Origin of the sequence: Oceanisphaera sp. IT1-181 (assembly GCF_033807535.1) — a bacterium.
GTDB lineage: Bacteria > Pseudomonadota > Gammaproteobacteria > Enterobacterales > Aeromonadaceae > Oceanimonas.
In genome coordinates, this window is record NZ_CP136856.1 from 886,594 (window position 1) to 913,551 (window position 26,958).

The window sequence follows — 26,958 nt, forward strand, 5'->3', positions numbered from 1 at the left end:
TTGGCATTTTGCTCATTAGGAATATTTATATAAGGAAAGAATAGAAGGTCAGCCTGTCGTCAACATGACTGTAAGATTACAAAATTGTCATGTTGCGGTCATGTGACTGGCAGCAAGCTGGCCTCATGCTATAAACATAACGCTGGCAGTAGCGCACCTTGGTCGCCATCATGGGTCATCAATGACAGTACAAAGAGATAAAAATGAAAATTCTGATCATCGAAGATGAGCAAAAAACAGGGGATTATCTGCAAAAAGGGCTCAATGAGGCAGGGTTTGTGGTGGATCTTGCCCGCAATGGTTTAGATGGCCTGCATCTGGCGGTCACTGAGCCTTACGATTTGATCATTCTCGATGTCATGCTGCCAGATCTGAATGGCTGGCGAATTGTCGAAGCGCTGCGTGAGCAAGGGCGACAGATGCCGCTGTTATTTTTAACCGCCAAAGACAGCGTAGAAGACAGGGTGCGGGGATTGGAGCTGGGGGCCGACGATTATCTCGTTAAACCCTTTGCCTTTGCTGAATTGCTGGCCAGAGTACGAACCTTACTGCGCCGAGGTAGCCCCCAAGCACCCAGTAATCTACTGGAAGTGGCCGATCTGACGCTCAATCTGCCACGTCGCCACGCAGTGCGCGCCGGAGAGCACATTCACTTAACCAATAAAGAGTTTGCGCTGTTGGAGTTACTGGTGCGCCGCCAAGGTGAGGTGCTGCCACGCTCGCTCATCGCCTCTCTGGTATGGGATATGAACTTCGACAGTGATACCAATGTCATCGACGTGGCCATTCGCCGCTTGCGCGCCAAAATAGATGATGGCTTCAGTCTTAAACTCATCCAAACCATCAGAGGCATGGGCTACACCATAGATATTACCCGGTAAGCTGGAGCCTGTGATCTTATAGCGGTTCATGCCTTAGCGTACGCTGCATTTTTACCTAGATTTGCTTATCAACACTATGATAAAAGCGCGTTTAACTCGAACAAAATTTAACCGCGAAAGGTCAACAGCCCCTAGTATCTTTGACATGGCAAAGTAGGGCTTAGTGGCAGTTTGTGGTGCAATGCAGTGTGCGCTGTTGCTCTCATCGTCAAAGACTGCCATTTTCCGGCCGGAAAATGCGGGCGGTAACAGACAGTATATTGAACCTGCTCGTAACTAAAGGTGACTTACCAGAATCCACGCGCCGATAGCAATCAGCATTAGGCCACCAAATATTTCAATTCGATGGCCAAATAATGCCCCCAATACCTTCCCCAGCATAACGCCTAACGTGACCATGATTGTGGTCGCTAGACCAATTAGGCCCGCCGCCAGTAGAATATTAACGTCGACAAACGCTAGGCTAATGCCTATGGCCATCGCATCCACACTCGTGCCAAATGCGGTCACAGCGAGTCTGGAAAAAGAGTGTCTCGACGGTACTGCTGCTTTTTCACTGCAAGGCTTACAACCTTCATAAATCACGTGCAGACCGAGAGCGCTGAGTATGGCGAACGCTATCCAGTGATCCCATGCTTCGACAAAAGATGCATCAACAAAAGAAGCCGCTGAACGGCCAATAAACCAACCTATGATGGGCGTGATCGCCTCAATGGTGCCAAAAATGAGGCCCATTCTTAACGCTTCAGTAAAACGAGGGTTTTTAAGGCTTGTCCCTTTACTAATTGCCACAGAGAAGGCATCAGCAGACATTGAAAGAGCAAGTAACAGCAGGGCGATAGGGTTCACTTTTTATTTTCTCAGGTCGGGTATCGAGTCCACGACATACCCATACACCCGACGTGCAGTATAGATATATCGATGGTCTCGCCAACCGAGAGGTGTTCGCACCATGGCATTTTGCCAAGTATGTTGACACGAACTCTTTCGCAGAACGAAAGCAGGCTACTCCCCAAAGAGCGTTTAGGTTAGCATAAACTCCTGAATCCACTAAGTACTGCATTATGCCAAAAAGACGGGGCTTCCCACTAAGTTTTGTTACGGCCCTGTTTTTCTACCGGACGTTAACTGTTTTAGAAACTGCGGGTTGCTAAAATCATGTAATGCTTGTTCAATTTCATCGGGTGTATTCATCACAAAAGGACCGTATTGCACCACAGGCTCTTCAATAGCGCGACCGCTGAGCACTAATATCTCCGCGCCTGAGGAGCTAGCTTGCAGGTGTAGTGTGTTGCCTTTAGCGTAAATGCCCAGCTGCCGCGACCCGATCAAATCGGTTGCCCCTTTATAGACATACACCAGTACAGAGTTATCGGCATTGAAAGACAGCTCAACGGTTTCATTACCCGTCAATTGCACATCGATAAAAACAGGTTGCGTCGAAATCTCAGGCAACGGACCTTGCTGTACATGCTGATTGATAGTCACGTTACCGGCGATAACGCGAACCATGCCACCGGTTGATAGCCGCTGCTCGGATATGTCAGCACTCACAATCTCCTGATAGGCTGCAGGCTTCATTTTTTCAGCGGCAGGCAAATTCAGCCAAATTTGAAAGCCGTGCAACAGGCCGTGCTCCTGCTCGGGCATTTCCGAATGCAGTACCCCCGAGCCTGCGGTCATCCACTGCACATCACCGGCGCTGATAACACCTTCATTACCCATGTGGTCGCGGTGGCGCATACGCCCAGCCTTCATATAGGTAATGGTTTCAAAGCCTCGATGAGGATGTTCGGGAAAGCCGCCAATATAGTCGGCCGCATTGTCGGAGTTGATTTCATCAATCATCAAAAAAGGATTGAGTACCTGATGCAGACGCTGACCTGCTAGGCGATGGATCTTGACGCCGTCACCATCCTGAGTAGGGCGAGCAGGTATCACTTGAATTAACTCTCTCATCGATATTCTCCCTGCTGTTCTCGACCATGGGCGGCGGTAAAATCCTGAACTGGACCTACGGGAATGATGCCGGTGGGATTGATCATCAAGTGGCTCGCATAATAGTGGGTCTTGATATGTTCAAAGCAGACGGTGTCAGCCACACCAGGTATCTGATACAGCTCGCGTACATAACCACTCATGGCCGGATAATCTGCCAGCAACTGACGATTGGTTTTAAAGTGACCAAAATACACGGCATCGAAACGGATCAAGGTGGTAAACAAGCGCCAATCGGCTTCCGTCAACTGATCTCCCGTCAGGTAGCGCTGCTGCGCGAGCAAACCTTCGATCCAATCCAGCGAATCGAACAAGCTATGGTATGCCTGTTCATAGGCATCTTGGGTGGTGGCAAAGCCGGCGCGATAGACCCCGTTGTTGATGGTGTCGTAGATACGATCATTCAGAGCGTTGATCTGTTTATGTAACGTCTCTGGGTAGTAATCTGTCATGTTGCCTGTTAGATGATTAAACGCAGTATTAAACATACGGATAATCTCTGAAGATTCATTGCTGACAATGGTCTGTGTTTGCGTGTCCCACAACACCGGCACCGTAACGCGGCCCTCATAGCTGGCATCCGCTTTTAGGTACAGTTGATAAAGAAAGTCAAAACCATAAAGTGGGTCTTTCATCTCCCAGCCATTTTCCAGCATCACCGGCTCGACCACGGTGACATCGATATACGCTTGCAGCTGCTTTATTTCACGAAAAATCAGCGTGCGGTGTGCCCATGGGCAGGCCAGAGACACATACAAATGGTAGCGGCCTTTCTCAGCTTTAAAGCCAAGCTCCCCGTTTGGCCCTGCTTTGCCATCGGGTGTCAGCCAATGTCTGAAGCGACTGTCCTGACGGCGAAATTCACCACCGCTATTGCCAGTGTCGTACCACTGATCAACCCATTTCCCTTGTTGTAATAAGCCCATTATGCCTCTCCTGTAAACGCATTGGTCAAGAGTGTAGACACCAGAACATCCACTTGGCGTTTACCCTGTGCAATGACTTGCTCTGGTGTGCCTTTAGATCCGCTGGCATCGATATGGAACACATCGCCGATACCGATAAATTTGCAAATATGCTCCAGGTAGCGACTGGCAAAGTCCATTTCGCTACCGACAGGGGTACCACCGGAGGCGGTGATAATGAAAGCCCGTTTTATATCCAGTAAACCCACCGGTCCCTGCTCTGTGTATTTAAAACTGACACCTGCACGACAGACGCTATCGATCCATTGTTTCAATGTGGCCGGGATCCCAAAGTTGTACATAGGTGCTGCGAGTATCAGGGTGTCGGCGTTTCTCAACTCATCAATCAATTGCTCCGACACGCTTAATTGAGCTTTTAAGCTAGCGCGATCACTCGCGGATGACGGACAGAGCCTCAGCCCCTCTCTTTTGGTTGTTGGATTATACGTCTATAACCAACCGGTAAAGCATAGGAAGACGGAATTAAGGGCGCATAACAACAGAGCGCAGAACGGCGTAACGTTAAACCTTTACCTCCCACAGAGTATCTACATGACATTTAGCTTATTTTTTGCGGGTGCAGTATTTCTAATAATCCAGAGTGAAAGCCACAGCTTTAAAGCTACAGGCCGTAATGATCGTAGAAGGGGCTGTATTTTAGCTCGGCGCTTGGTGCAGGACGCATGGCGCTGCAGTTAAGCCATGGCCCTAACAGATTCAATAATCGATAACATACGGCTGGGATCTTGGGGTAGGGTGCTATTGAGTTGCTCACCATTGAAGCGAGCTTGGGTGCGCGGGCTTAAGTTGCTGCTCACTTCATATGGCAGCACATCTGGGCTGACGCGCAGCGGCTCGGCGCGCATGGCTAACATTAAGCGCATGCTATCTTGTTGCAAGTCCGTCGCCAAGGCCGAGAGTTGCGGTGCTCTGATGCTGTCTTGCTCCTCGGCGTACAGGGGGCTAGCTTGCGGTAAATCAAAAAATTGGCGCCAGTTAACTTGGCCTTGTTCATCTTTGGTGGCTTCGATGCGCGGTAAATCTCGCGCATCATCCGAGAGTAATGCCAGTAACAAGCCGAAATCGCTACGACGGCCCTCAGAGACTGCAGTGTTAAGGCGGTCTCCGAGTTGGCTGTCGTTTACGAGTAGCGTATTCTGGATGTCGGTCAGCATAATTAAGTTTAAAAAATAGGCATTTGATTAGTTATCGGCAGCAAAGCGCTTTTAATTAGCAAAAAATTGCCCTTAGGGGTTCACAAACAGAATTCTTTTGGTAATATGCGCAACACAAGTGTGGAGGAGTTCCCGAGTGGCTAAAGGGATCAGACTGTAAATCTGACGGCTCAGCCTTCGCTGGTTCGAATCCAGCCTCCTCCACCATTTATTTAAAATGGTGTGATTGATAAACACACTGTGTAGTGAAAATTTAGGTAGTTAGAAATTAAGTAATTAAAATTTGATTGATTAAAAATATAGCAAATATTAATCGATTAAAAATTAGCCATACCATATTTAAAATATAGCTAAATATAAGTTTTAAATGTGGAGGAGTTCCCGAGTGGCTAAAGGGATCAGACTGTAAATCTGACGGCTCAGCCTTCGCTGGTTCGAATCCAGCCTCCTCCACCACCCTTTAAAAGGCCAGTGCTTAGCACTGGCCTTTTTCATTTTTTAGTCGTCATCCTGACGCACGTCAGGATCTAGTTTTAGATTTTAATACTAAGTGCGAGATACCGGGGCGAACCCGGTATGACGGCTAAGGGCGGTTTGTTTTATATGTATGCCGTCATCCTGACCCACGTCAGGATCTCGTAGTAGATTTAAATACTTAGTGCGAGATACCGGGGCGAGCCCGGAATGACTGCTAAGGGCGGTTTGTTTTATATGTATGCCGTCATTCTGACGAACGTCAGGATCTCTGTTTAGGTTTTATTACGAAGAGCATGACTGCATTGAAACAATAAAACGCCAATCTTCAGCTTTTGGCTCTGCTTCACGCTTCATTTTTCGCTTGCAGACAGCCTTTAATGGCCGACGCCAATAACTCCAGCGCGCTGTGCTCACAAGGCGGCAAGGTCGCATCTGACACTTGTAGTGGTGTGACTCGTTCGCCCCAGCGAATAACGCCGGCACCCCACGTTAGTCCGGCACCAAAGGCGGCGGTTAATAACAAGGCGCCAGGCTTAATGCGGCCTTGTTCGAGTGCGTCACACAAGGCGATGGGCACGGTGGCGGCAGAAGTATTGCCGTAGTGTTCTATGTTGATCATCACCTTGTCGCTGGGCATGGCCATCTTCTTGGCTAAAGTCTCAATAATGCGCACGTTGGCTTGATGCGGCAATAACAAGTCGATATCTGCACCGGTCAATTTCGCTTCTGCTAAAACGTGGCTTGCGGCTTCGCCCATGCCTTTGACTGCGCGCTTAAAGATTTCTTTGCCGTCAAAATTCACCTCAAATAAGCCATCGGTATGCGCAAAGCGCTCCCGACTTGTGCCTGAATTTGGGATAGCTAAAATATCACTCGCTTCGGCGTCGCAACCGAGTTTGTCGGCAATCAGGCCTACCGGCTGATCACTGGCTTCTAAGATCACGGCACCGGCACCATCGCCAAATAACACGGCGGTGTCGCGCTGGGTCCAGTCTAAATAATGGGTTAAGCGCTCGGCACCTATAACCAACACCTTTTGCATAGTGCCGGCTTTAATCAAAGCGCTACCCACACTTAAGCCATAAATAAAGCCTGTACAGGCGGCGTTAATATCAAACACTGCGGCTTTACTGGCACCTAAGTTACGCTGTATCGCAGAGGCGGCGCTGGGCACTAGGGTATCTGCGCTGGCGGTGGCCAAAATGATGCAATCAAGCTGGTCTGCGGTTAAGCCTGCGGCAGCTAAGGCGTGCTGGGCGGCCACAGTGGCGAGAGCCGAGGTGTTTACATGGGAAATACGGCGCGAGCGAATACCGGTGCGGCTATAAATCCAGTCGTCAGAGGTATCTAAAAAAGTACTTAAGTCGTCGTTACTTAAGGCGGCAGGGGGCAAGCATTTACCCCAGCCGCTAATATTGGCATAGCGCATCATCAGGCCTGCAAGTGTTAAGTTATGGGATTTTGTTATGCCTTAGCGGCGTATAGGTGTCAAATTTAGTGTCGGTAAAGCGTACATTGAACCACTATAGATAGGTGGCTTAAATGCGCCCTTGGCGTTTTAAACGACGTTCTACCCAAGTGCGATAAGCCCAAGATAAGCAGGGGCGGATGATGGGCAACGCAATCAACCAAGCCAGCGGTTTAAGTCTAGGCACCCGCTGCATCAATAAGATATAAGCATCCAGCTCAGACAGCACTTTGCCATCGCTGGTTTGCACATGTAACTCACGCATCACATGGCTCGGATCTAGCCCAAGGTCTAACAGCACCTCATCGCGGTCGGTAATATCAAACCAATAAATGTCATTACCGCCAGCACCGGCCCAGCGCTCGTAGTTAGCGCGGTCTTTAATGCAGCCCTCACAGCTGCCGTCGTAAAATACCACCAACTTATGGTGAGCTTCCTTGTTATCCATTCCAACCTCCTAGACTCGTCGCGATGCCCTACGTCGAGCGCCGTACGACTTGTCGATTTTATCTTTGCCGTCATACCGGTACCGGGTCGAGCCCGGCATGACGGCCCCGGTATCTCGCTCTTGGTTCTAAAAGCCAAACCAGTTCCTGATGTTCATCAGGATGACGGCATAAAAACAAAAATACGCTGACCTATATTGAGCTTCGTGCTTGGCGTTTAGCGCTATTATTTGCCCAAATACCGTTGCTCTAAATGTTGCTTAAAGGCATTAGCGGTTAGCGGCTGGCCGCACGCTTGAGTAATCAGCTGATCGGTTTCTAACAAGCTGGCATGTTGCCAAATATTGCGTTCTAGCCAGTCGAAAATGCGAGGGAGTTGAGCACTGATAACGTTAACAAATGAGCCAAGTTCCGTTTGCATGGCCTGCGCCTGTTGGGCCGCATACATGGCACCCAAGGTGTAACTGGGGAAGTAACCAAAACTGCCGTCGGTCCAGTGAATGTCTTGCATGCAGCCGTCCTTATAGTTGCCTTGGGTGCTGATACCTAAATATTGCTGCATCAGCTGATCCCAACGCTCGGGCAAGTCTTTGGCTTGCAGCTTGCCTTCAATAAGGTCGCGCTCAATTTCATAGCGTAGCATTACGTGGGCGGGATAAGTGACTTCGTCTGCATCCACGCGAATTAAGCCGGGCTGTACGCGGGTATAAGTAATGCCGCGTAACTCATGTGGATCTACACTGTCATTATAGATGCCATTTTGTGGGCCCAGATATGAAGCGACACTTATTAGGACAACCACTAACAGCCGAAGAAACTATCACTCTGAAAGAGATGTCAAAACACCATCCTTTCCCAGATTTCAGACGAAGGGCTCTCGCACTGCTCGCGCTGAATGATGGCTCTACGGTTGTCCAGATTGCCCAGATGTTTCGGATAAGCGATCAACCGATCTACAACTGGACAAAAGGCTGGAGAACTACGGGATTGGTCGGCATTTTGACTGGGCATAAAGGCGGCCGACCGCCCAAGTTGACAGCTGAAATGTTGGATATGGCTGCAGATATTGCCCGCTCTGAGCCACTGACGCTGGCTAAGATAGCTGTCCGCGTTCGCGACCAATATCCTGATGCCCCTTCATTCAGTTTGGACCGCCTTTCGGTTGGACTAAGAGCCAGAAAGCTATCTTTCAAACGAACCCGGCTCAGCCTCGAAAAAAAAGAGACGAAGCAGCCTTCCAGGAAGCAAAAGGCCGCTTGGCAAGACTCCAAGGAAGGGCCAAAGCAGACAAAATAGAACTTCTTTACTGCGATGAAAGTGGCTTCTCCTGCGTACCGAATGTACAGCGGGCCTGGGCACCACTCGGTGTCACTCATCTCGCTGATGCCAGTGCAAGCCGTAAGCGTGTGAATGTGATTGGCGCACTGAACTATGCTACCGGTAAGCTGCATTTTGAACTTTTTGAACACTCAGTGAAACGGCAACACGTGGTACCCTTTTTAGATAAGTTGGCGCAATCTTCCTGCCAGGATAAATTGACGATTGTGGTCGTGGACAATGCGTCAATCCATCATTTTATCGCCCCCTCGATGCGAGATAAGTGGCTGTATGATCATCAGTTTGTACTGCTTTATCTCCCCCCATACAGCCCGGAATTGAACTTGATCGAGATATTGTGGAAGCAAGCTAAATATCACTGGCGAAGCTTTACCTCTTGGAAGAAAGACAAGTTAGTGAATGAAGTATCAACGCTATTCAAGGGAGTGGGTAATGACTTCCACATAAGTTATGCGTGATTACTTAGAGTTTGCTTAAGTTGTCGGCGCTAAACGCCGGCTGCTCACCAAATTGTTGCACTAACATGGGGGCTAGCTTGGCGATAAAGGCCGGATGACGCGCCAATTGCATCTCAAAAAATAGACTCTGTGACTCGTGCACGCCCATGGATCGCGCTTGGCCGACCGGTAAACTGCGCCATTGTGCCGGGAGACCTTGCTCGTAGCGGGCATGGCCAGTCTCATGAATAACGCCCATTAGGGCCTGCGCTACATCTTGCTCATCGTAGCGAGTGGTTAAGCGCACGTCTTCGCTCACGCCACCACAAAATGGATGCACGCTTACGTCTAAGCGGCCGTGATTAAAGTCGAAGCCCAGCAGTTGCATAACCTCTAATCCGAGGGCTTTTTGCTGGGCGGTGGCAAAGAAGCCCTGAGGTTGTAATACCCGATCTCCCGTCTGCTTGGCTTGTACCTCTGTTATTAAGCTAGGCAGCCATTGTTTTACGCCGTCAAATAATGAGTCAAGTGTGGCGGTGCGCATGCCTGGTTCAAACTGCTCGAGCAAACTGTCGTAGCGGGATAAGCCGAGTACTTCGGCGCGGGCCGCTGCCACTTGGCGCGACAGATTTAATACTTCTTCAAATAGCGGTAAAAAACCGGCCCAATCGTTAGCCGGACGTAGGCTGCGCCACGCATGCTCACAGCGCGAGCCGGCCAGTGAAAATGCCCCCACCAAATCGCTGGGTAACATAGTGGCATCGCGCCACTGGCGTTGCATGGCCTGTAAACTTACTTTTTGTTCTGCCGTTAATGCTTGCTCTGTGTTCGTTGAAGATTCTGCTGCGGCAAACCAATCGGCCAGTCTGGGGTCTTGCAGTTGTTGATGGCTAAGCACGGCCAGCGTGCTCATGGCTTCGGCACGGGCTTGGCTGCCGCCTGCTGGCATCATGGTGGCCTGATCCCAGCCACAGATGGCCGCAATATGCTGCAAGTGATATTGCTGTTGAAAATGCTGACTTAAGGCTGTGTAAGACATATGGCTCCAGAAAAGTATGAATGCAGAGTCTGGAGTTAATCATAAAGCGCGCGCCAGCGCCAAGTTGGCGGCCTTATTGGGCGGGCTTTAATAAAAATAGCACGCAAGAGAACGGCAAGCCTAGGGGAGGAGGAGGGGCTGGCCGTTATTAGAAATGAGGATGATAAAAATATTTATTTGTTAAGTTTATTGTAATTAAATTACTTTCCTCAAACAGAAGGGGGATTATTCTTCTTCTGGTTGAGGAGCAGTGCGTACTTTATAAACAAAGTAGCAGCATATAACGCTGACTATGATGGTAGTGGATATGATAGTCATCATCGACATAAAACCAATATCACTGCCAAACATTAAATCAAGCCAAAATTTCATAGTCGTCTCCCTTCGTGTGCGCTATGAAGGTATCTTAACGACTGGAAATAACCCTATGCTGATCTTGATCAATAAAGCGCACTGTCGATGATTCATCGACAGTGCGCTTTAAATGAAGGATTCTTAAATATCTGATATATCTTGTTAACTGAATGTAAGCTATTTGAGGCGCTAGGCTTCATTCATTTTCTGTAACTGGTAACCGTCTTGTTGCAGTAAATCGAGCAAGCCCTGCTCGCCGTATAAATGCAAGGCGCCTACTACGATCAATGCTTGGGAGGGGGCTTGGCGCTTTAGCTCTGCTAGCCATAACCGATTGCGTGCCCACAACAATTCTTGGCGGATAAAATCAGTCAGTTCTGGCGTACCTTGATCTTCGAGTAAGGCTAACAGCGCTTGCTCATCACCGCTGTGCCAAGTGTTAAACAATAGCGCTAAGTGCTCAGCCATTTGCTCCAGCTCTTGGAGGCTGTGGCGTACAAAGTCTTGCTCTAAGTTGCGCTCAGCTAACGATGCCATCAGCTTAAACACCAAGCTCGGTGGCTCCAAACCAGAAACGGGCACACCTTGTTGCTGGGCAAGTTGCAGCATTTGCATATCAATTCCCTGACTGCTCACAAATCCTAGCCGCTGCGCCTGAGCTTGGCTCAACTGCATGGCTGCAAACCAGGGTGGCAAGCGCTTTAAATGGGATAAATTGAGATCATTCAGCTGTTGCTCAAGCTGGTCACTCAAAGATGAACCCAGTCGGGATTGCCAAGTCTCTGTCGCCGGTAACGTTATAAAAGGCGCCAGCATTTGCGGGGTAACCGTATTGGGATCCACCTCCAAATATAAATGCTCACTGCGGCGCAGTTGCTCGACTAAGGCCTGAGGTAGCTTCGGCCTTAGTCGAGCATCTGCGAGGTGAATAGAGCCAAATAGCCACAATTGTTGTTCGCCTTTGGTTGCCGACCACAGGGCCGGGGTGGCTAAGCTATAACCACTGCACGCCCACAATAATAGAAAAGACAGTATTTTCATGTTAAATCCTGTTTGGGTGCCTCAGCTTTGCTTACACTGCAGAGCTATTTATTTCTTACGCTTTCCCTTACATCAACCTCCCTTACAACAGGATTTGATTATGCCTCATTTACGCTTTCGTGGAATGGCCAGAGCCACCGTTAAAGAAATCAGCAAAACCTTAGTGACTACCTTAGCACCCGTCATTAATAGTCCAGAAAGTCACTTTGTAATGGAATTTATCCCGGCCGAGTTTGTACGTGACGGTCAAATCATTACCGGCCAGCCGCTCATCGAAGTACTGTGGTTTACCCGACCACAAGAGCTGCAAGACCAAGTAGCGACCCTGATCACAGAGGCAATGCGCGCCTACCTTGAACCAGACCAAGATCTTTGCATTATCTTTACCGCCTTAGAAGGGCACAATTATTACGAAAATGGCCAGCATTACGGCAAATAACCTGTCGCTGGGCAGCTAGCCGCCGGCTTTTAGTAGAATACGATCCAGTGCTCGCGCGCTGAGCAAACGGCGTAACCAGCTCATAATATGAGTGGGGCGAGTCACGGGGTAACGAATTTTGGCGGTCTTGCTGGTGAGCGCATGTAATAAGGGTGCCATGCAGGCCTCGGGATCCAAGCTAAACTTTGAGCTCGGCCCTGGCCGCTGTAAGCGCTCTAGCGTTTGTTGGTAGCCCGCTTGGTGGCGGCTGTGCTCTGCGTCGATATGGCGTAAAAATGCGATTTTAGAGTTCGCTCTAAATTGAGTTTCTATCGGGCCTGGCTCAATTAAACTCACCTGCACGCCGCTGCCGTTTAGCTCTAAGCGTAAGGTGTCTGTGTAGCCTTCAAGCGCAAACTTAGAGGCGTTATAAGCCCCACGAAATGGCATGGCGACTATGCCTAAGATTGAACTATTTTGAATGATGCGGCCTTCACCGGCGGCCAGCATGACCGGCAACACTAAGCGCGTGAGATGATGAGTGCCAAACAAGTTAGTATTGAATTGCTCCCGCAAGGCGGCAGTCGGTAAGTCTTCTAACGCGCCGGGCTGGCCGTAAGCGCCGTTATTAAACAACCCATACAAGCGCCCACCCGTCAGTTGCAGTGCCTCTGCCACGCCTGCCTCTATACTGGCCTCGTCAGATAAGTCTAACTGCACTGCGGTTAATCCTGCAGCGATTAAGGCGGCGACATCAGCGGCACTCCGCGCCGAGGCGATGACTTGAAAACCGGCTTTTTGTAAAAAGTGCGCCGCACATAAGCCAATCCCCGTCGAGCACCCCGTAATCAACACACTTCTTTTTATTTGTTCCGTCATATTATTGCCTAATAAGAGAGTCAAGCTAAGGAATAACCTTATCCGCCTACTGTGCCGAGTCTTGCCATCGGCTGCAACCAGCCGATGCAGGTTAGCGCTATGTTAAGAGCGCTATGTTAAGAACTTTATGAAGCTAAGAGCGACCATGAAAAAATCTCAATACTCAGCTGCGTTCCCATTTGTTGGCATCGTTCAACACTCAATATACCGCTAGTTCGAGTCCTTCATTGTGTAGTTATCTGGACTAGAATGATGTGCATGTTGAATTAGGGATATGGACATGCCTCCCTCTGTTTGTGCCGCTAGTCTCGCGCATAATCGCCTGTTAGCCTTGCTGCTAAGCATCGCGCGTGAACGATTATTACCTTATCTTGAAGCGGTGCCATTGTTAGTAGGTAATGAGCTTTACCAAGTAGGGCAGAAGATACGTTATGTGTATTTCCCGACTCACGGCTTGGTATCATTGGTGCACGTCGTGGGTCAAGGTGAGGCGCAAGTGGCCACCGTCGGGTGTGAGGGCGTGATTGGCTTGGCCGCATTAATGGATTGCGAGCACGCACGTATTCACCCCATTGTGCAGATAGCAGGGAGTGCTTATCGGCTACCAAGCTCAGTATTAAAAGCAGAGCTGTATCAAAATAGTGAGCTGCAGCGGGTGTTTTTGCGCTACTTTCATACTCTGCTAATGCAAATAGCACAAATTGCTTTGTGTAACCGCTACCACAGCATTGAACAACAGCTGTGCCGCTGTCTGTTATTGTCTACGCAGCACAGCTTTCAACAGCCTTTGATGTTAACGCAAGAGCAGATTGCGAAACTATTAGGTGTGCGTCGTGAGGGAGTAACTTTAGCAGCAGGCAGGCTACAGCAGCTGAGCGTGATACGTTATCACCGTGGGTGTATAGAAATATTAGATAGAGCCAAGCTGGAACGATTAGCCTGTGAATGTTATGGAACACTAAAAAATAAAGCACCGCAAGAGGGTGCTTTATAATATTAAACTTGTCTCTTGAGTTGGTTGCTCATTAAGCTAAAAGTTTGTGGCACATATGAGTCTTATCTTTCTCTTAGCTAACACTCAACGTCTATGTAGAGTGCGAAAAAGCCATTACATTATTTTGCAGGTTTTTTTACGGTTTCATGATCTTTACTTTTAGATTTATCCGCTTCTTTATGCTCACCTTGCTTATCTTTATGCGCAGGGTCTTTAGACGGTGCATTTTTATCAGGCTGGTTAGACACATGTAATGTATTCATATATCACCTCATTGAAGTTCGTCCAACTGAAGGTCGTCCAATACAGTATTGCATTACACGACCCGATGATAATGGCAGTAGATAACATTATGCTCTGTATGCCATCGCACCAAACTGACAGATAAATTCATTATTTATCATTATTCTTCATAGAGCCTTAAATGTTCCAAGTTATCTTTAAATTATATATAGATATCTTATTGATTTTTAGAGATAGGTAAGTAAGTTTATGATGCTAGAGGTAGCATTCTCCCATGCCTCGTTTGGTAACCACCATCAATGATTATCCTAGGAATAAGGTGGAAACGCATGATTTGTTATGAAATAGGCATGTACGTACGAATCGAAGAAATGGAGGGAGACAGAGCACCTATGCCTAAACCCTTGGCTAGCGGCTTTGTTACCGAGCATGCCTATCGTGTATTAGGTATGTTTAGTCCGTCTGAAACATCAGATGCTTACCTCATTTTAAGTAACGAAAGAGATGAGTTATGGTTTATTTGTAATCGGCACCTCAGAACAGCGGGCATCATAGAAAAAGGTCCCTTGAGACTACCGTTAGAAAAAGTGCAGGCAGGAGATACCTAGCAACCTCGATGGCAGTAGTCTTGCTTACGAAGAGGCAGCTCAAGCAGCCTTGCCTGAGAAGCACAGAATCAGTTGCCGAGTTTTTTGGCACCTATACTTTAATGTCTGCAACAATATGCGCATAACACACAAGTCGATAGTTGGGAGATGCGGCTTCGCTTTATAATCCAAACAATAATCGAAATACCTGCAGATAGGCGGAGAGCCATGGACTATATTTGGGAAGCGTTAATATATGGTATGCCGAGCGGACGCGAGTTAACCCACTTTGCCATTCGTTTGCTGGCGGCCTCTTTTTTTGGCGCCCTAATTGGCTTACAGCGAGAAAAATCCGGCAAACCAGCAGGGTTTAGAACCCATATCTTAGTGTGTTTAGGTACGGCATTGTTTATTCTTGCTTGCTCCAGTGTGGGCATGTCCTTAGATGCATTATCTCGGGTAATTCAAGGCATAGTGACTGGCATCGGATTTATTGGCGCTGGCGCTATTTTAAAGCTAAACAACGAGCAAGATATCAAAGGTTTGACTACGGCCGCGGGAGTGTGGATGACGGCGGCCATTGGTGTAGCGGCGGGCTTAGGTAGTTTAGGGGTCGCTTTATTAGGAACGGTCATTACCCTGATTACGCTAGCATTATTAATGCCCTTTGAAATGCGCACAGAAAAAACTAATAAAGAACTAAGCAAAGCGCAGAAAGACTAAAAGGTAAAAATACTTATGCTTTGCTGAGCTGTTAAGCATGACTTTGAGTCAGCATTAATCTGGGCTAGAAAAATCCGTGCTTGCCAAAGCGTCAAGCACGGATTTTAGGTCAGCATTGCAGGATAGTGAGTGTTACAGCGGTCTGCTATAGGGCTTGGTGCCATAGTAGTCGTGGATACTCTTTTCCCACATCGCATCCGCCATATCGGGCCAGTCATCTTTCTCAAAGCCGGGAGCGTTATCTAACAGCTCTTTATTCGCGTCAAGTATGAAGCGTTTTTCGACGGTATCCAGCGTTAGCGCACTCCAAGGCACAGCGAAAAGCTTGGTGCCCATGCCTAAAAAACCACCAAACTCTAATACCGCATAGCTCACATGGCCTGAGCGCATATCGAGCATAATCTCTTTGATGTCACCTAAATTTTCATCTTGTCTGTTGTATACATTGTTGCCCGTCAAGGTGTTGGCACCCATTAGGTGAGGGCCGGGGCCATCTTTATCATCGATACTCGAAGAACCGTTTTGGAATGGTTTATACATACCTAAAGAATCACGATTTTCGTAGTTCATATTAGATCTCCGTAGCGGATGTTAATGGTTGTCTATGCATCGCATAGCAGGGTTGCTAAACCCGCATCAAAACCATAGTGGTGCCAGCGCAGACAGTCTGTACGGTATCGCACACTTCCCGCAATAGCCTTAGTGAATTGCCGGCAGTGGATGCCGGCTCTTTAGTACTCAGGCGTTTACTGCTGCGGTTTGGTGCGCCTGATCAGGCTGACTGCGTAAATCCATCTGCTGGGCCACCGCAGACAACAAAGCTTGTAGGGTGGCGGACGTGGTATCTTCGGCCAATGCGGCAGCGCTGCAGAGGGTATCGTTGATGCGTACGCGGATACACGCCAAGGCGTTGGCTTTGGTGCCTTCGCCTAAGGCGAATTCGTCATACGCTTCTACCGCCACTACCACACCGAACTGGGTTTTTAACGCTTCTGCCACCGCTTCTACCGCCCCCGAACCTTGCCCTTTAAGCTGCACTAAATTAGTGGGAGTGCCAAAGCGCACTTCGGCCTGTACACCGGCTTGGTCCCGCTGCAGATCATAGGTCGCTAACGCCCAGTTCGGATCCACCTTAAGGTATTTTTCCTCAAACAAACGGTGGATGGTTATTGAGTCAATTTCACCGCCATTGGTCTCAGCTTCTGCCTGCACCACTTTACTGAATTCAATCTGCAACCAGCGGGGCAGTGTAATGTCGTAATCACGCTCTAACACATAAGCTACACCGCCTTTACCGGACTGGCTGTTGATACGCACCACTTCATCGTAATGACGGCCAAGATCAGCCGGATCTATAGGTAAGTAGGCGACATTCCACACGTCGTCTGGTTTACGTAGTGCCAAACATTTGCGGATCGCATCTTGATGGCTGCCAGAAAATGCCGTAAACACCAGATCGCCGGCGTAAGGATGGCGCGGATGAGTCGAGATATCAGTACAGGCCTCAACCGTCTCCACAATTTCCGCCATACCGGATAAATCCAAGCGCGGATCTATGCCTTGGGAATACAGGTTCATCGCCATGGTGACCAAGTCCATATTGCCGGTGCGCTCACCATTACCCATCAAAGTGCCTTCCACACGATCGGCTCCCGCCAAGACAGCCAACTCCGCAGCCGCCACGCCGCAACCGCGGTCGTTATGGGTATGCACACTGATGCTAAAGTGCTCACGATGACGCACATGGTCGCATACCCATTCAATTTGATCGGCAAACACGTTGGGCGTCGACATTTCCACGGTAGCGGGCAAGTTAATGATCACCCCTTGGCCCAGATCCGGACGCCATACGTCATTCACGCTATCAATCACCTCGACGGCAAAATCCAGCTCGGTGCCGGTAAAGCTTTCAGGGGAATACTGGAACGTCCATTCGGTCTCGGGCGCCAAATCTGCGTGCTCTTTAACCCAGCGTGCGCCGTTAACGGCAATCTCGCGAATGCCTGCACGATCCAAGCCAAACACTTGCTCACGCTGCACCGTAGAGGTGGAGTTATAGACATGCACTATGGCTTTATCTGCACCTTTTAAGGCTTCATAGGTACGAGCGATCAAATCGGCCCGCGCCTGAGTTAACACCTGAATGCGCACATCTTTAGGAATGCGGTTTTCTTCGATCAGTTTGCGACAAAAATCAAAGTCTGGCTGGCTAGCAGCCGGGAAGCCAATCTCAATTTCCTTGAAGCCCAGCTTTACCAGCAAATCAAAAAGGCGCTGCTTTTGAGTCACGTTCATCGGCTTGATTAAAGCCTGATTACCGTCACGCAGATCAACTGCACACCAACGGGGTGCCTGCTCGATCACCTGGTCCGGCCAACGACGGTTTGTTTTGCCCACTGGCTTAAAAGCTACGTATTTTTTATGAGTAAAGTTTTGATGAGTAAAGCTCATGTGCAGACACCTTAAAATTTGGCTCGCGAGATATGCCAATAGAATACCGCACATGCTCAGGCTAAAGATTGCGTTCTAATGCTGCATAACCATTTTCTTAGCAATAATATCGCTTAATTTTTGGTTTTTGGGGGGATAAACGCCAAGTTTTTAAGGGTGGTGTATAGGTGGTGTGCTTGATTAGGAATTAGAGCGGGTGAGATCGTTAAGTAGAGTAAGGCCGGTCGACCGGGGCAGGGCATAGACTAATTACTCTTTGCCCTTGTAGGGTTTGGTGAAATTTGTAACGGATTGTCTGAAAAGTGGTTGAATAGGAATCAAGCGTGGAAAAAATTAACGCCGCATTCAGCGGTTTATTCGCTTCAATGTCTTGTTAGCTTTAAGCCTTATTCCAATCTTTAGACCGGATTCTCCCAGTCTGGTAGTAAGTTGAAACAAGCTCCATATAGTCGCGGAAGTCTTCATTTTCGATAAGTATTCTATTCGTAGACTCCCAATCAACATCTTGCCGAGATCGGGCAGGCAGTGTCATTTCGCTTTCACTTGGATTTTCAGGGTTCAGCAGAATGACCCCGATACCATGTAACGCCGACAACATCCTCAATTCTTTTTCTGTATTAGCATCGCTTATTGAAGTGGCAACCAAATACCCCTCGTTCGCCCAGCTAGAGTTACTGACAGCTTGGAAAAAGCTTCTTCGAGCGTTAGATACATTTAGCTCTTTTTTGACTTCAAATGACCATAGACGAACGCTCTGTCCTCCTCCTTGCTTAACACAGTTCCTGACTAACTCATTCCATTCCTTATCAATGGGCTGCATCGCAACAATATCAGGGTGAAGCCATTGATTGCCGCCACTGCCTCTTGAGTTTCTTGAGCGTTTCTCATCTATTCTTTGACAATAAAGCTTAAGTTCTGTCTTGAGATACTCTATTAATAAGGGGTACAGGTCATGCTCTGATAATGCGTGGCTTGTCGCTGGAGCAGTATCGATATCAACCTCGTCAGCATCAGGCCAATCAATACCTGTATTTTCTGGACTATCCGTAGATTTTTTATCTGGATCGTACCAATACAATCTGGGTCGGGGCTTATCCTGCCAAAACACATGAGGACTGCGGTTAGCAATTTGATCCTTCTGTGCCCCTATTTCAGCAACAATCTGAGTTAAAAAAGCTTTTTCATCAACGAATCTGGGGTTGGCGCGTTTCTCTGCGTAGTCTTCTGGGTATAAATTTACTATCGACTCAGCAATCGTGCGCGCGTTGAAGCGTTCTTTAGGGTTGCCACAAAGGAACTGAACCACTTTTTGTGACTGCGATAGTTTTGACAAAACCTACTCCTTTGTTTAACGCGATTCTTTGTAAAGCTAACATTTTTAATACTGCGCATACGCGTTTTTCACATAGCGCTGGTTATGCTCCCCTTGCTCTATGAGGCTGTTTTAAAACATAAAACCGTGGCTAAGTCCTCTTTATTAAAGAGACGGCCATACTACAAAAGACAGATGCAGTGTAGCCGTCCGGCTCTTCGGTGCAGAGGACTTCGACGGTGTGGCGATGCAAGATGATATGCTCAGTTAGATTTTCAGAATGCTATAAAAGCGCACAGGTATGACCTTTCTAATTCGGTGAGCTCGATCTGGAAGATCAATATGTCACTAGTCATTTTACTAGACGCTCGCTTACAGCAGGCTTCAAATAGGACTTTACAAGTTCCGCATTGTAGGCAGCACTGGGAGAGAAAGAAAGGGCTGGGCAGGAGTACGTGGCCATAGATTGATCTAGGGTATGTTTTAGATAGCATTATCAACTATTACCTGACATACCGACATTCGTATAAGTGACGGCTTGAACTAGCTATGTGGGGATTCTTGAGAGGCTGGTTTAAGAATTAATTTTAAGTTGTTGATTTATATGAAGAGCTGGCGCCCCCAGCAGGAATCGAACCTACAACTAAGTCTTAGGAGGACCTTGTTATATCCATTTAACTATGGGGGCGGCGCTGACTCGTATACTAACTTTTTTTAAGCTTGTAGCACAATACGCAAGCGGTTAAGTGGCGGTTTATTCGGCGGCAAGCACTGTTATACGTCTAACGCTGTACGCTGTCAGTTAAAGACGCACTGGTACTGCCTTTGACGTATGGCGCAAAATGTAAGACGGCTTTTAGATTAGGAGGCAAAATATTACTAGACGTTTTGCTGCGCAAAACCGGCCAGCTAAAGCGGCCTACAAAGTGCCAGCCCTTACCCCATCTAGATCCCTTTCAGATTTGATCCCTATTTTTCCGTGTTCTTCCGTGGATTCCGTGGCAAAAATAGCTTTAGTCTTTAAGAGCTAAACCGAGATCCTGACGTGCGTCAGGAAGTCGGCAAGGGGCGGACAAAAAATACCGAGCTATTGCTCGGTATTTTCTGCAGGTTTGATCTTTTACGTATCGCGTACGGCGTACGGCGTATGACGTAAAACGTTGCTTTACAGCGTGGCCGCTTTCATCTCTTTCACGAATGCGGTCAGGGCAGTCGTTAGCGCATTTATATCATCTTTATGTTGCTCGATGATTTTCACGATAGCGGAGCCCGATATTGCACCGGCTGCACCCGCTTTTATCGCTTCGCGCACTTGCTCAGGGGTAGAAATACCAAAGCCAAGCAAGGAGGGCGGCGCATTGTACTTAGCCAACGTGGCGAGCAAGGTATCTACTGGCTTGCCGGCTTTGGTCTCGGTACCGGTTACACCGGCGCGGCTTAGCAGGTACGTATAACCCGCACCGGCTTCGGCAATGGCTTTCAGTGTGGCTTCGTCGCCATTGGGCGGGGCGATAAAAATGGTTTCTATGCCCGCTTTGGTGGCGGCGGCTCTAAAGGGCGCCGACATTTCTAATGGTGCATCGGCTACTAATACTGAGTCTACACCTGCGGCTGCGGCGCGGCTGTAAAAGCTGTCCATGCCAGGTGCGTAAACCAAGTTGGCGTACACCAATAAGCCGATAGGAATCTCGGGATATTTAGCGCGCACTTGGGTCAGCATATCAAAGCAGGTTTGGGTGCGGGTACCGGCATTTAAGGCGCGAATACTGGCCGCTTGAATGGTCGGGCCGTCGGCTACCGGATCGGAGAAGGGAATACCTAGCTCCAATGCATCGGCGCCGCCGGCAATCAGCGCATCTATGACTTTGAGCGAGTCAGCCGGATTGGGATCGCCTAAAGTAATAAAGGGCACAAACGCACCTTGATTAGCCGTAGCTAAGCGGTCAAATAAGCGTTGATAACGGCTCATTACATTTCTCCCTTTTGCGCTAAAATCTCGGCGACGGTAAAGATATCCTTGTCGCCTCGGCCGGATAAGTTAACCACTAACACTTGTTCTTTTTCAGGCTCTGCTTCCGCCATTTTTAGGGCGTAGGCCAGAGCATGAGAAGACTCCAGTGCCGGAATAATACCTTCATTACGGGCTAATGCTTGGAAGGCATCGAGTGCTTCATCATCGGTGACCGACACATACTCGGCGCGGCCAGTGGTGGCCAAATGTGCGTGTTGTGGGCCCACAGACGGGAAGTCGAGGCCGGCAGACACTGAATAGGACTCAGACACTTGGCCGTCTTCGTTGTGCATCATCAAAGACAACATGCCAAAGAAAATGCCCTTGGTGCCTTCGCCCAAGGTGGCACCGTGCTCGCCGGTGCTAATACCTTTACCGGCAGGCTCAACGCCAATTAAGCGCACATTTTCTTCGTCGATAAAGTCGGCAAACATGCCAATGGCGTTAGAGCCACCGCCCACGCAAGCGATCACCGCATCGGGCAATTGGGCTTCGTGTTGCATGATTTGCACTTTGGTTTCTTCACCTATCATGCGCTGAAATTCACGCACTATGGTGGGGAAGGGGTGCGGGCCGGCGGCGGTGCCCAGCATATAGTGGGCGGTTTCGTAGTTACCAGCCCAGTCGCGCAGCGCTTCGTTACAGGCATCTTTGAGCGTAGATGAGCCGGCGTGTACCGGTATTACTTCGGCACCCATCAGCTTCATGCGAAATACGTTGGGCTCTTGGCGAGCGCAGTCTTTAGCACCCATGTAGATGCGGCATTTTAAGCCCATCAAGGCACAGGCCAAAGCGGTGGCCACGCCATGTTGGCCGGCGCCGGTTTCGGCGATAATTTCGGTTTTACCCATGCGCTTGGCGAGTAATGCTTGGCCCAACACTTGGTTGGTTTTGTGGGCGCCGCCGTGCAGTAGGTCTTCACGCTTTAAGTAAATACGGGTCTTGGTGTTTGATGCCAAATTACGCACGCGGGTTAATGGCGTGGGGCGGCCAGCGTATTCGGTGAGCAGTTCACGAAATTCGCGATCAAACTCAGGATCTTGCTGGGAGTCCACAAAGGCCTTTTCTAATTGCAGCAAGGCGGGCATTAGGATTTGTGGCACATACATGCCACCAAAATCACCGAAGAAGGGGTCGAGTAAGCTCATTATTTAATTTTCCTGCGGCCAAATGAACGAAGAGAAGTGAAAGCGGCTTTTAATTTCTCGGCATCTTTTTGGCCGGGGGCGCTTTCTACACCAGAATTAAAATCCAAGCCTACGCAGCCAAGGCTGGCGGCCTCTGCGGCGTTGTCTGGATTAAGACCACCGGCCAGCATGGCTTGGCTGCGGTCGGTTAATTTATTCAGCAAACCCCAATCAAAAGCCTGACCGGTGCCACCGTTTTGGCCTGCCGCTTGGGTATCAAACAACAGACGGTCGGCATTCTTTGGTAAAGAGTTGGGCAGCTGATCACTGACCGGCACCGACTTCCAGACCGCTAACTCTGGGTGAGCTTGCTTGAGGGCGTCGATAAAGGCGTCATCTTCTTCGCCATGCAGCTGCACTGCGTGCAAGCCTAATTCTTTAGCGGTTTGGCTGACTTCAGCAAGATCATGGTTTTGAAACACACCTACATAATGCAAGGGAGCGGCGGCCATAATGGTTCTGGCTTGAGCGGTGGTGACATAGCGCGGGCTATGGCTGACAAAAATCAGGCCGCCGTGCACGGCACCGGCGGCATAGGCGCTGGCTGCATCTTGCGGGCGAGTGAGGCCGCAGACTTTATTGGCGCCTAAAATTAGCTGGCGCACGGCCAATTCAACGTCGTCTTGGGCCATTAAAGAGCTGCCAACCAAGAAGCCATCGGCGTAAGCAGATAATTCTTGAACCTGAGAGTGATGGTGAATACCGGACTCGGAAATAACGATGCGATCAGACGGGATGAGCGCCGACAATTGTTTAGTGCGATCGAGGTCGATAGATAAATCCCGCAGGTCACGGTTATTAATGCCGATCACCTTGGCGTTTAGCGCGATGGCGCGGGCCACCTCTTCTTCGCTGATCACCTCTGTGAGTACGCCCATGCTGAGTGATTCAGCCACCGCATTGAGTGCTACGTATTCTTCATCGGTGAGTACTGACAACATCAGCAAGATGGCGTCGGCCTGATACAAGCGCGCTAGCTTAATTTGATAAGCGTCGATAATAAAATCTTTGCAGATCACCGGCTGGGTCACTTGGCTGCGCACTTGAGTGACGAAGTCGAATTGGCCCTGAAAATACTTCTCATCGGTTAATACCGAAATAGCCGAGGCATGACGACCATAGACTTGGGCAATGGCGTCTAAGTCAAAGTGTTCGCGAATTAAGCCTTTAGAGGGCGAGGCTTTCTTACATTCTAAAATAAACGCTGGGCTCTTGGCCTCAAGCGCCGCCACAAACGGGCGATCGCTGGGCGTTAATTTAGCCTCAAAGCTGCTTAATGGCTGGCTGACTTTGTGCTCAGCCACCCAGATTCTTTTGTCGGCAACAATTTTGCCTAATACGGTACTTAACATTGACTTAACTCCGCCAGTTTATTGGCCACATCCATGGCTTTGCCTGATTTTAACACAGCCAGCACCTGGGCTACGGCTTCTTTTAGGGTCTCGGCTTGGCCGCTCATCACCAGCAAGGGCGCCACATTTAGGGCAATGACGCCTTGTTGTGCGGGCGTACCGCCGCCTTGCAATAAGGCCACGGTAATATCTTTATTTTCGCTGGGCTCGCCGCCGGTAATGGCGCTGATGTCATAGCGCTCTAGGCCTAATTCTTCGGGGGTAATAGTGTATTCACTGATCTCACCGTCGAGAATTTCTGCCACCGAGGTGGGGCCATGAATGGCAATTTCATCCAAACCGCTGCCGTGTACCACCATGCCACGCTTAAGGCCCATGGCCAGTAAGGTGTCGGCGATGGGACGCACCAATTGCTCGGAGTAAACGCCAAGCAGCATAAAGTCGGGCCGTGCCGGGTTAATAAGCGGACCCAGCACGTTAAAGATGGTGCGGGTTTTCAGCGCTTTGCGCACCGGTTGGGCGTGGCGAATACCGCCGTGATAATTGGGCGCAAACAAGAAGCAGACGTTCACTTCATCGAGGCAGCGGCGGGCTTGCTCGGCACTCATATTCAGATCTATGCCTAGCTGCTCCAGTAAATCCGACGATCCAGACTTAGAGGACACGCCACGGTTGCCGTGTTTGGCCACCTTAATGCCACAGGCCGCAGCTACTAAGGCCGAGGTAGTGGAGACGTTAATGGTGTTCATGCCATCACCGCCGGTGCCGACTATATCGCAAAATGCGTATTCGGGACGCGGGAAGGGCGAGGCCGCATCCAACAGTGCTTGGGCGGCACCGGCAATCTCATCCGGTGTTTCGCCTTTCATTTTTAGTACCGTCAGCAAAGAGGCCATGGTCATTTGATCCATGTCGCCTTTGAGCAGCTCGCTAAATAAGCCATGAGACTGAGCACGACTGATGTGCTCGCCGCGAAACAGCTGATCCATGGCCTTGCCTTCTGGCGCGCTTAAAAAGGCCAAACTTTGGGCCAGCAGCTGCTCGCCTTCGGTGGTCATAATGGATTCTGGGTGAAACTGAAAACCGAGCACCCGCTTGGCGGTATCTTGCACCGCCATGGTCATGCCTTGGTAATCGGCAATCACCGGCAAAGAGCTGGGAATGTGCGTGCCCACCAGTGAGTGATAACGGGCCACGGGCAAGGGATTAGATAAATTGGCAAATACCCCTTGGCCATTGTGCGTAATGAGCGAGCTTTTACCGTGCTTAATTTCACCGGCGCTTTCTACCACGCCGCCGTAGTGCTCGACCAACGCCTGATGACCCAAACAAATACCCAAGATAGGGAAACGGCCGATACAGGTGGTGATAAGTGCGGGCATATTGCCAGCGGCACTGGGCACGCCTGGGCCCGGCGACAGTACTAAGATGGGCCGCTCATTTTGCTGCTCACTGGCTTCCATGGCGGCCATCAATTGCGCCACCGGCACAGTATTGCGATAAACCTTAACGTCACTGCCGAGGCTGCGAAATTGGCCGACCAAGTTATAGGTAAAAGAGTCGTAGTTATCGAGTAAGAAAACGGTATTAGTCATGGCTCACCTCCGCCAGTGTGCTGCCGTGGGCCAGTGCGATGGCGTTAAGTACTGCCGCCGCCTTGCTGCGAGTTTCATCGGCTTCGGCTTGCGGGTCTGAGTCATAGACCACACCGGCACCGGCTTGCACATGGGCCACACCGTCACTAACAAAGGCCGAGCGGATCACGATGCAGGTATCCATATCGCCATTGCCGTTTACATACCCCACGGCACCGCCGTAGCTGCCACGACGTTGTTGTTCTACTTCGCGGATAAGTTGGCTGGCGCGAATTTTTGGTGCACCGGTGAGCGTGCCCATGTTCATGCAGGCCTGATAACCGTGCAGCGCATCTAAGTCATGGCGCAGCGTACCGACTACGCGGGATACCAAGTGCATCACATGGCTGTAGCGGTCCACACTTAATAAGTCTTTCACGTAGCGGCTGCCGGGCTCGCTAATGCGCGCAATGTCGTTGCGGGCTAAATCCACTAGCATCAGGTGCTCGGCGGTTTCTTTGGCGTCTTGGCGCAGATCTAATTCGATGCGACCGTCTAAGTCTAAATTAATGCTGCCATCTTTATTGAGGCCGCGCTTGCGGGTACCGGCAATCGGGTACATTTCTACCATGCGGCTGGCATGGTCAAATTTCACCGAGCTTTCTGGGCTGGCGCCAAACAGCGTGAAATCTTGGTCGTTCACATAAAAAAGATACGGGCTGGGATTGGTCTGCTTGAGCTTACGATAAGCAGCCAATGGGCGTGGGCAGGGCAGGCTAAAGCTGCGAGAAGGCACCACTTGGAAAATATTGCCGACCTTAATGTGTTCTTTAAGATTGATCACGTCCGCTTTAAATTCCGCGTCGCTCTTGCTGACTTGAATCTTACCCTGCAATTGGGTGTCAGCCGTGGGTTGCGGATGAGTTTGGCCGCAACTGATGGCGAGAGCATCAAGGCGCGCTTGCAATCGGTCTTGCTCATTGGGCTCAAAAACACAGGCGCTAAGTTGGGCGCTGTCTTGTTTATGATCCAATGTGATCAGCGTTTCGGCGAGATAAAAGCAAAAGTCAGGGCAAGCGTTAATGCCCTCAGGCACGACATCTAACTGCTCGAAAGAGGCAATGAGATCATAAGCGAAGGTGCCGGCCATAAACACATGTTGTTGGCCAAGATTTGCACTAAAGCGTGTTAAGATTAGGCGCAAGGTTTGTAGCACCGACGGCGCTTTTAAGCGACTGTCTTCGTCTAAGGTATCGTCCGCTTGGGAGAAGGTGACCGTGAGTTGCTGCAGTGACGTCTGTTGCAGTGAAGCAGGCAGTGAAGTACGTTCACCGCCGAGCGCTTGCTCGACTAAGTCTAATGCCGGTAAGCCATTGGCATTTAAGGCGGTTAGCGTAACGGTGCGGCCTTGGCAAACGAGGCGTACACACGCATCCAGCATTAACAGGCTTTGAGTGCCGGCTTTGGTATCAATTTCTGCCGACTCCAGTAGCATGCTGTTGTCGCCCGCTTGAGTCAGGGCGGCAAATAACGCCAGCGGATCATCGGTATAGGGTGCATCTTGCAGTAAGACGTGGAGTGAACCATACGCCATGGAATATTCCTTAT

The 26,958-nt window shown here is 49.6% G+C and carries 27 protein-coding genes, 3 tRNA genes, 2 pseudogenes and 1 riboswitch; of the genes and pseudogenes, 9 read left to right on the top strand and 23 right to left on the bottom strand.

Going from position 1 to position 26,958, the window contains the following annotated elements; genetic code table 11:
* Positions 1–203 precede the first annotated feature (203 nt).
* Positions 204–881 carry a heavy metal response regulator transcription factor gene (locus R0134_RS04045; RefSeq protein ID WP_319783584.1) on the top strand — a complete coding sequence of 226 codons (678 nt, stop codon included), beginning with the start codon at positions 204–206 and terminating at the stop codon, positions 879–881.
* A 276-nt stretch (positions 882–1,157) separates the two neighbouring features.
* Here R0134_RS04045 and R0134_RS04050 read toward each other — a convergent pair whose 3' ends face one another.
* The 5 genes from R0134_RS04050 to R0134_RS04070 all read right to left on the bottom strand — a co-directional run bounded on the left by R0134_RS04050 (position 1,158) and on the right by R0134_RS04070 (position 5,019).
* Positions 1,158–1,730 carry a manganese efflux pump MntP family protein gene (locus R0134_RS04050; protein ID WP_319783585.1) on the bottom strand — a complete coding sequence of 191 codons (573 nt, stop codon included), beginning with the start codon at positions 1,728–1,730 and terminating at the stop codon, positions 1,158–1,160.
* Between the two features lie 38 nt (positions 1,731–1,768).
* Positions 1,769–1,907, bottom strand: a riboswitch (yybP-ykoY riboswitch).
* 72 nt (positions 1,908–1,979) lie between these two features.
* Complete coding sequence (locus R0134_RS04055; protein WP_319783586.1) at positions 1,980–2,840, bottom strand: pirin family protein; 861 nt, start codon at positions 2,838–2,840, stop codon at positions 1,980–1,982.
* Positions 2,837–3,805, bottom strand: coding sequence for a glutathione S-transferase family protein (locus R0134_RS04060; protein ID WP_319783587.1), 969 nt, complete (start codon positions 3,803–3,805; stop codon positions 2,837–2,839). The genes R0134_RS04055 and R0134_RS04060 overlap by 4 nt, the downstream gene beginning before the upstream one ends.
* Complete coding sequence (locus R0134_RS04065; protein ID WP_319783588.1) at positions 3,805–4,206, bottom strand: FMN-dependent NADH-azoreductase; 402 nt, start codon at positions 4,204–4,206, stop codon at positions 3,805–3,807. The genes R0134_RS04060 and R0134_RS04065 overlap by 1 nt, the downstream gene beginning before the upstream one ends.
* A 333-nt stretch (positions 4,207–4,539) precedes the next feature.
* Positions 4,540–5,019, bottom strand: coding sequence for a VC2046/SO_2500 family protein (locus R0134_RS04070; RefSeq protein WP_319783589.1), 480 nt, complete (start codon positions 5,017–5,019; stop codon positions 4,540–4,542).
* Positions 5,020–5,141: 122 nt separating this feature from the next.
* Between R0134_RS04070 and R0134_RS04075 the strand changes: the two genes are divergently transcribed.
* Positions 5,142–5,226 (top strand) — tRNA-Tyr (locus R0134_RS04075).
* A 164-nt stretch (positions 5,227–5,390) separates the two neighbouring features.
* Positions 5,391–5,475: transfer RNA gene (locus tag R0134_RS04080), tRNA-Tyr, on the top strand.
* Positions 5,476–5,839: 364 nt separating this feature from the next.
* Here R0134_RS04080 and R0134_RS04085 read toward each other — a convergent pair.
* From R0134_RS04085 to R0134_RS04095, 3 genes and pseudogenes are all read right to left on the bottom strand, one after another.
* Positions 5,840–6,925, bottom strand: a complete 1,086-nt coding sequence (locus R0134_RS04085; RefSeq protein ID WP_319784296.1) for a ketoacyl-ACP synthase III — start codon at positions 6,923–6,925, stop codon at positions 5,840–5,842.
* 109 nt (positions 6,926–7,034) lie between these two features.
* Positions 7,035–7,412 (bottom strand): DUF393 domain-containing protein, encoded by a 378-nt coding sequence (locus R0134_RS04090; RefSeq protein WP_319783590.1) that lies wholly within the window; start codon positions 7,410–7,412, stop codon positions 7,035–7,037.
* 224 nt (positions 7,413–7,636) lie between these two features.
* A pseudogene (locus tag R0134_RS04095) lies at positions 7,637–8,119 on the bottom strand (carboxypeptidase M32); the annotation flags it as partial.
* Between the two features lie 65 nt (positions 8,120–8,184).
* Here R0134_RS04095 and R0134_RS04100 point away from each other — a divergent pair.
* Both R0134_RS04100 and R0134_RS04105 read left to right on the top strand, forming a co-directional pair.
* A complete protein-coding gene (locus R0134_RS04100) occupies positions 8,185–8,706 on the top strand; it encodes a helix-turn-helix domain-containing protein (protein ID WP_319782624.1) in 522 nt (173 codons plus the stop codon).
* A complete protein-coding gene (locus tag R0134_RS04105; protein WP_319782623.1) occupies positions 8,667–9,206 on the top strand; it encodes an IS630 family transposase in 540 nt (179 codons plus the stop codon). Before R0134_RS04100 ends, R0134_RS04105 begins: the two co-directional genes overlap by 40 nt.
* A 4-nt stretch (positions 9,207–9,210) precedes the next feature.
* Here R0134_RS04105 and R0134_RS04110 read toward each other — a convergent pair whose 3' ends face one another.
* The 3 genes from R0134_RS04110 to R0134_RS04120 form a co-directional block, all read right to left on the bottom strand.
* Positions 9,211–10,224 carry a hypothetical protein gene (locus tag R0134_RS04110; protein ID WP_319783591.1) on the bottom strand — a complete coding sequence of 338 codons (1,014 nt, stop codon included), beginning with the start codon at positions 10,222–10,224 and terminating at the stop codon, positions 9,211–9,213.
* A 225-nt stretch (positions 10,225–10,449) separates the two neighbouring features.
* Positions 10,450–10,596: a DUF3149 domain-containing protein gene (locus tag R0134_RS04115; protein WP_087034823.1), complete on the bottom strand. Its 147-nt coding sequence runs from the start codon at positions 10,594–10,596 to the stop codon at positions 10,450–10,452.
* Positions 10,597–10,767: 171 nt separating this feature from the next.
* Positions 10,768–11,619 (bottom strand): TraB/GumN family protein, encoded by an 852-nt coding sequence (locus R0134_RS04120; RefSeq protein ID WP_319783592.1) that lies wholly within the window; start codon positions 11,617–11,619, stop codon positions 10,768–10,770.
* Between the two features lie 100 nt (positions 11,620–11,719).
* On the opposite strand from R0134_RS04120, the gene R0134_RS04125 reads away from it, so the two are divergent.
* Positions 11,720–12,058, top strand: a complete 339-nt coding sequence (locus R0134_RS04125) for a DUF1904 family protein (protein WP_319783593.1) — start codon at positions 11,720–11,722, stop codon at positions 12,056–12,058.
* A gap of 15 nt (positions 12,059–12,073) precedes the next feature.
* On the opposite strand, the gene R0134_RS04130 is transcribed toward R0134_RS04125, so the two are convergent.
* The gene (locus R0134_RS04130) at positions 12,074–12,904 is read right to left on the bottom strand and encodes an SDR family oxidoreductase (protein ID WP_319784297.1); all 831 of its coding nucleotides are present in this window, start codon (positions 12,902–12,904) and stop codon (positions 12,074–12,076) included.
* Between the two features lie 292 nt (positions 12,905–13,196).
* Between R0134_RS04130 and R0134_RS04135 the strand changes: the two genes are divergently transcribed.
* A complete protein-coding gene (locus tag R0134_RS04135) occupies positions 13,197–13,910 on the top strand; it encodes a Crp/Fnr family transcriptional regulator (RefSeq protein ID WP_319783594.1) in 714 nt (237 codons plus the stop codon).
* A gap of 119 nt (positions 13,911–14,029) precedes the next feature.
* Here the strand turns inward: R0134_RS04135 and R0134_RS04140 are convergent, their stop codons facing one another.
* Positions 14,030–14,173 (bottom strand): hypothetical protein, encoded by a 144-nt coding sequence (locus R0134_RS04140; RefSeq protein WP_319783596.1) that lies wholly within the window; start codon positions 14,171–14,173, stop codon positions 14,030–14,032.
* Between the two features lie 309 nt (positions 14,174–14,482).
* Here R0134_RS04140 and R0134_RS04145 point away from each other — a divergent pair, with 309 nt between their 5' ends.
* On the top strand, positions 14,483–14,761 hold the full coding sequence (locus R0134_RS04145; RefSeq protein WP_319783597.1) for a hypothetical protein: 279 nt from the start codon (positions 14,483–14,485) through the stop codon (positions 14,759–14,761).
* 207 nt (positions 14,762–14,968) lie between these two features.
* The gene (locus tag R0134_RS04150; RefSeq protein WP_319783598.1) at positions 14,969–15,463 is read left to right on the top strand and encodes an MgtC/SapB family protein; all 495 of its coding nucleotides are present in this window, start codon (positions 14,969–14,971) and stop codon (positions 15,461–15,463) included.
* 132 nt (positions 15,464–15,595) lie between these two features.
* Here R0134_RS04150 and R0134_RS04155 read toward each other — a convergent pair whose 3' ends face one another.
* From R0134_RS04155 to R0134_RS04200, 10 genes and pseudogenes are all read right to left on the bottom strand, one after another.
* Positions 15,596–16,033, bottom strand: a complete 438-nt coding sequence (locus R0134_RS04155; RefSeq protein ID WP_319783599.1) for a PRC-barrel domain-containing protein — start codon at positions 16,031–16,033, stop codon at positions 15,596–15,598.
* A gap of 168 nt (positions 16,034–16,201) precedes the next feature.
* Positions 16,202–17,914 carry a 2-isopropylmalate synthase gene (locus R0134_RS04160; RefSeq protein WP_319783600.1) on the bottom strand — a complete coding sequence of 571 codons (1,713 nt, stop codon included), beginning with the start codon at positions 17,912–17,914 and terminating at the stop codon, positions 16,202–16,204.
* A 379-nt stretch (positions 17,915–18,293) separates the two neighbouring features.
* Positions 18,294–19,247, bottom strand: coding sequence for an HrgA protein (locus R0134_RS04165; protein WP_319783601.1), 954 nt, complete (start codon positions 19,245–19,247; stop codon positions 18,294–18,296).
* Between the two features lie 592 nt (positions 19,248–19,839).
* Positions 19,840–19,914: transfer RNA gene (locus tag R0134_RS04170), tRNA-Arg, on the bottom strand.
* A gap of 477 nt (positions 19,915–20,391) precedes the next feature.
* Positions 20,392–21,195, bottom strand: coding sequence for a tryptophan synthase subunit alpha (gene trpA, locus R0134_RS04175; protein ID WP_319783602.1), 804 nt, complete (start codon positions 21,193–21,195; stop codon positions 20,392–20,394).
* Positions 21,195–22,385: a tryptophan synthase subunit beta gene (gene trpB, locus R0134_RS04180; protein ID WP_319783603.1), complete on the bottom strand. Its 1,191-nt coding sequence runs from the start codon at positions 22,383–22,385 to the stop codon at positions 21,195–21,197. The genes trpA and trpB overlap by 1 nt, the downstream gene beginning before the upstream one ends.
* A complete protein-coding gene (trpCF, locus tag R0134_RS04185) occupies positions 22,385–23,776 on the bottom strand; it encodes a bifunctional indole-3-glycerol-phosphate synthase TrpC/phosphoribosylanthranilate isomerase TrpF (protein WP_319783604.1) in 1,392 nt (463 codons plus the stop codon). The genes trpB and trpCF overlap by 1 nt, the downstream gene beginning before the upstream one ends.
* The gene (gene trpD, locus R0134_RS04190) at positions 23,770–24,765 is read right to left on the bottom strand and encodes an anthranilate phosphoribosyltransferase (protein ID WP_319784298.1); all 996 of its coding nucleotides are present in this window, start codon (positions 24,763–24,765) and stop codon (positions 23,770–23,772) included. The genes trpCF and trpD overlap by 7 nt, the downstream gene beginning before the upstream one ends.
* A 9-nt stretch (positions 24,766–24,774) precedes the next feature.
* Positions 24,775–25,371, bottom strand: a pseudogene (locus tag R0134_RS04195) (aminodeoxychorismate/anthranilate synthase component II); the annotation flags it as partial.
* On the bottom strand, positions 25,364–26,944 hold the full coding sequence (locus R0134_RS04200; RefSeq protein WP_319783605.1) for an anthranilate synthase component 1: 1,581 nt from the start codon (positions 26,942–26,944) through the stop codon (positions 25,364–25,366). The gene R0134_RS04200 and the pseudogene R0134_RS04195, both read right to left, overlap by 8 nt.
* Positions 26,945–26,958 lie beyond the last annotated feature (14 nt).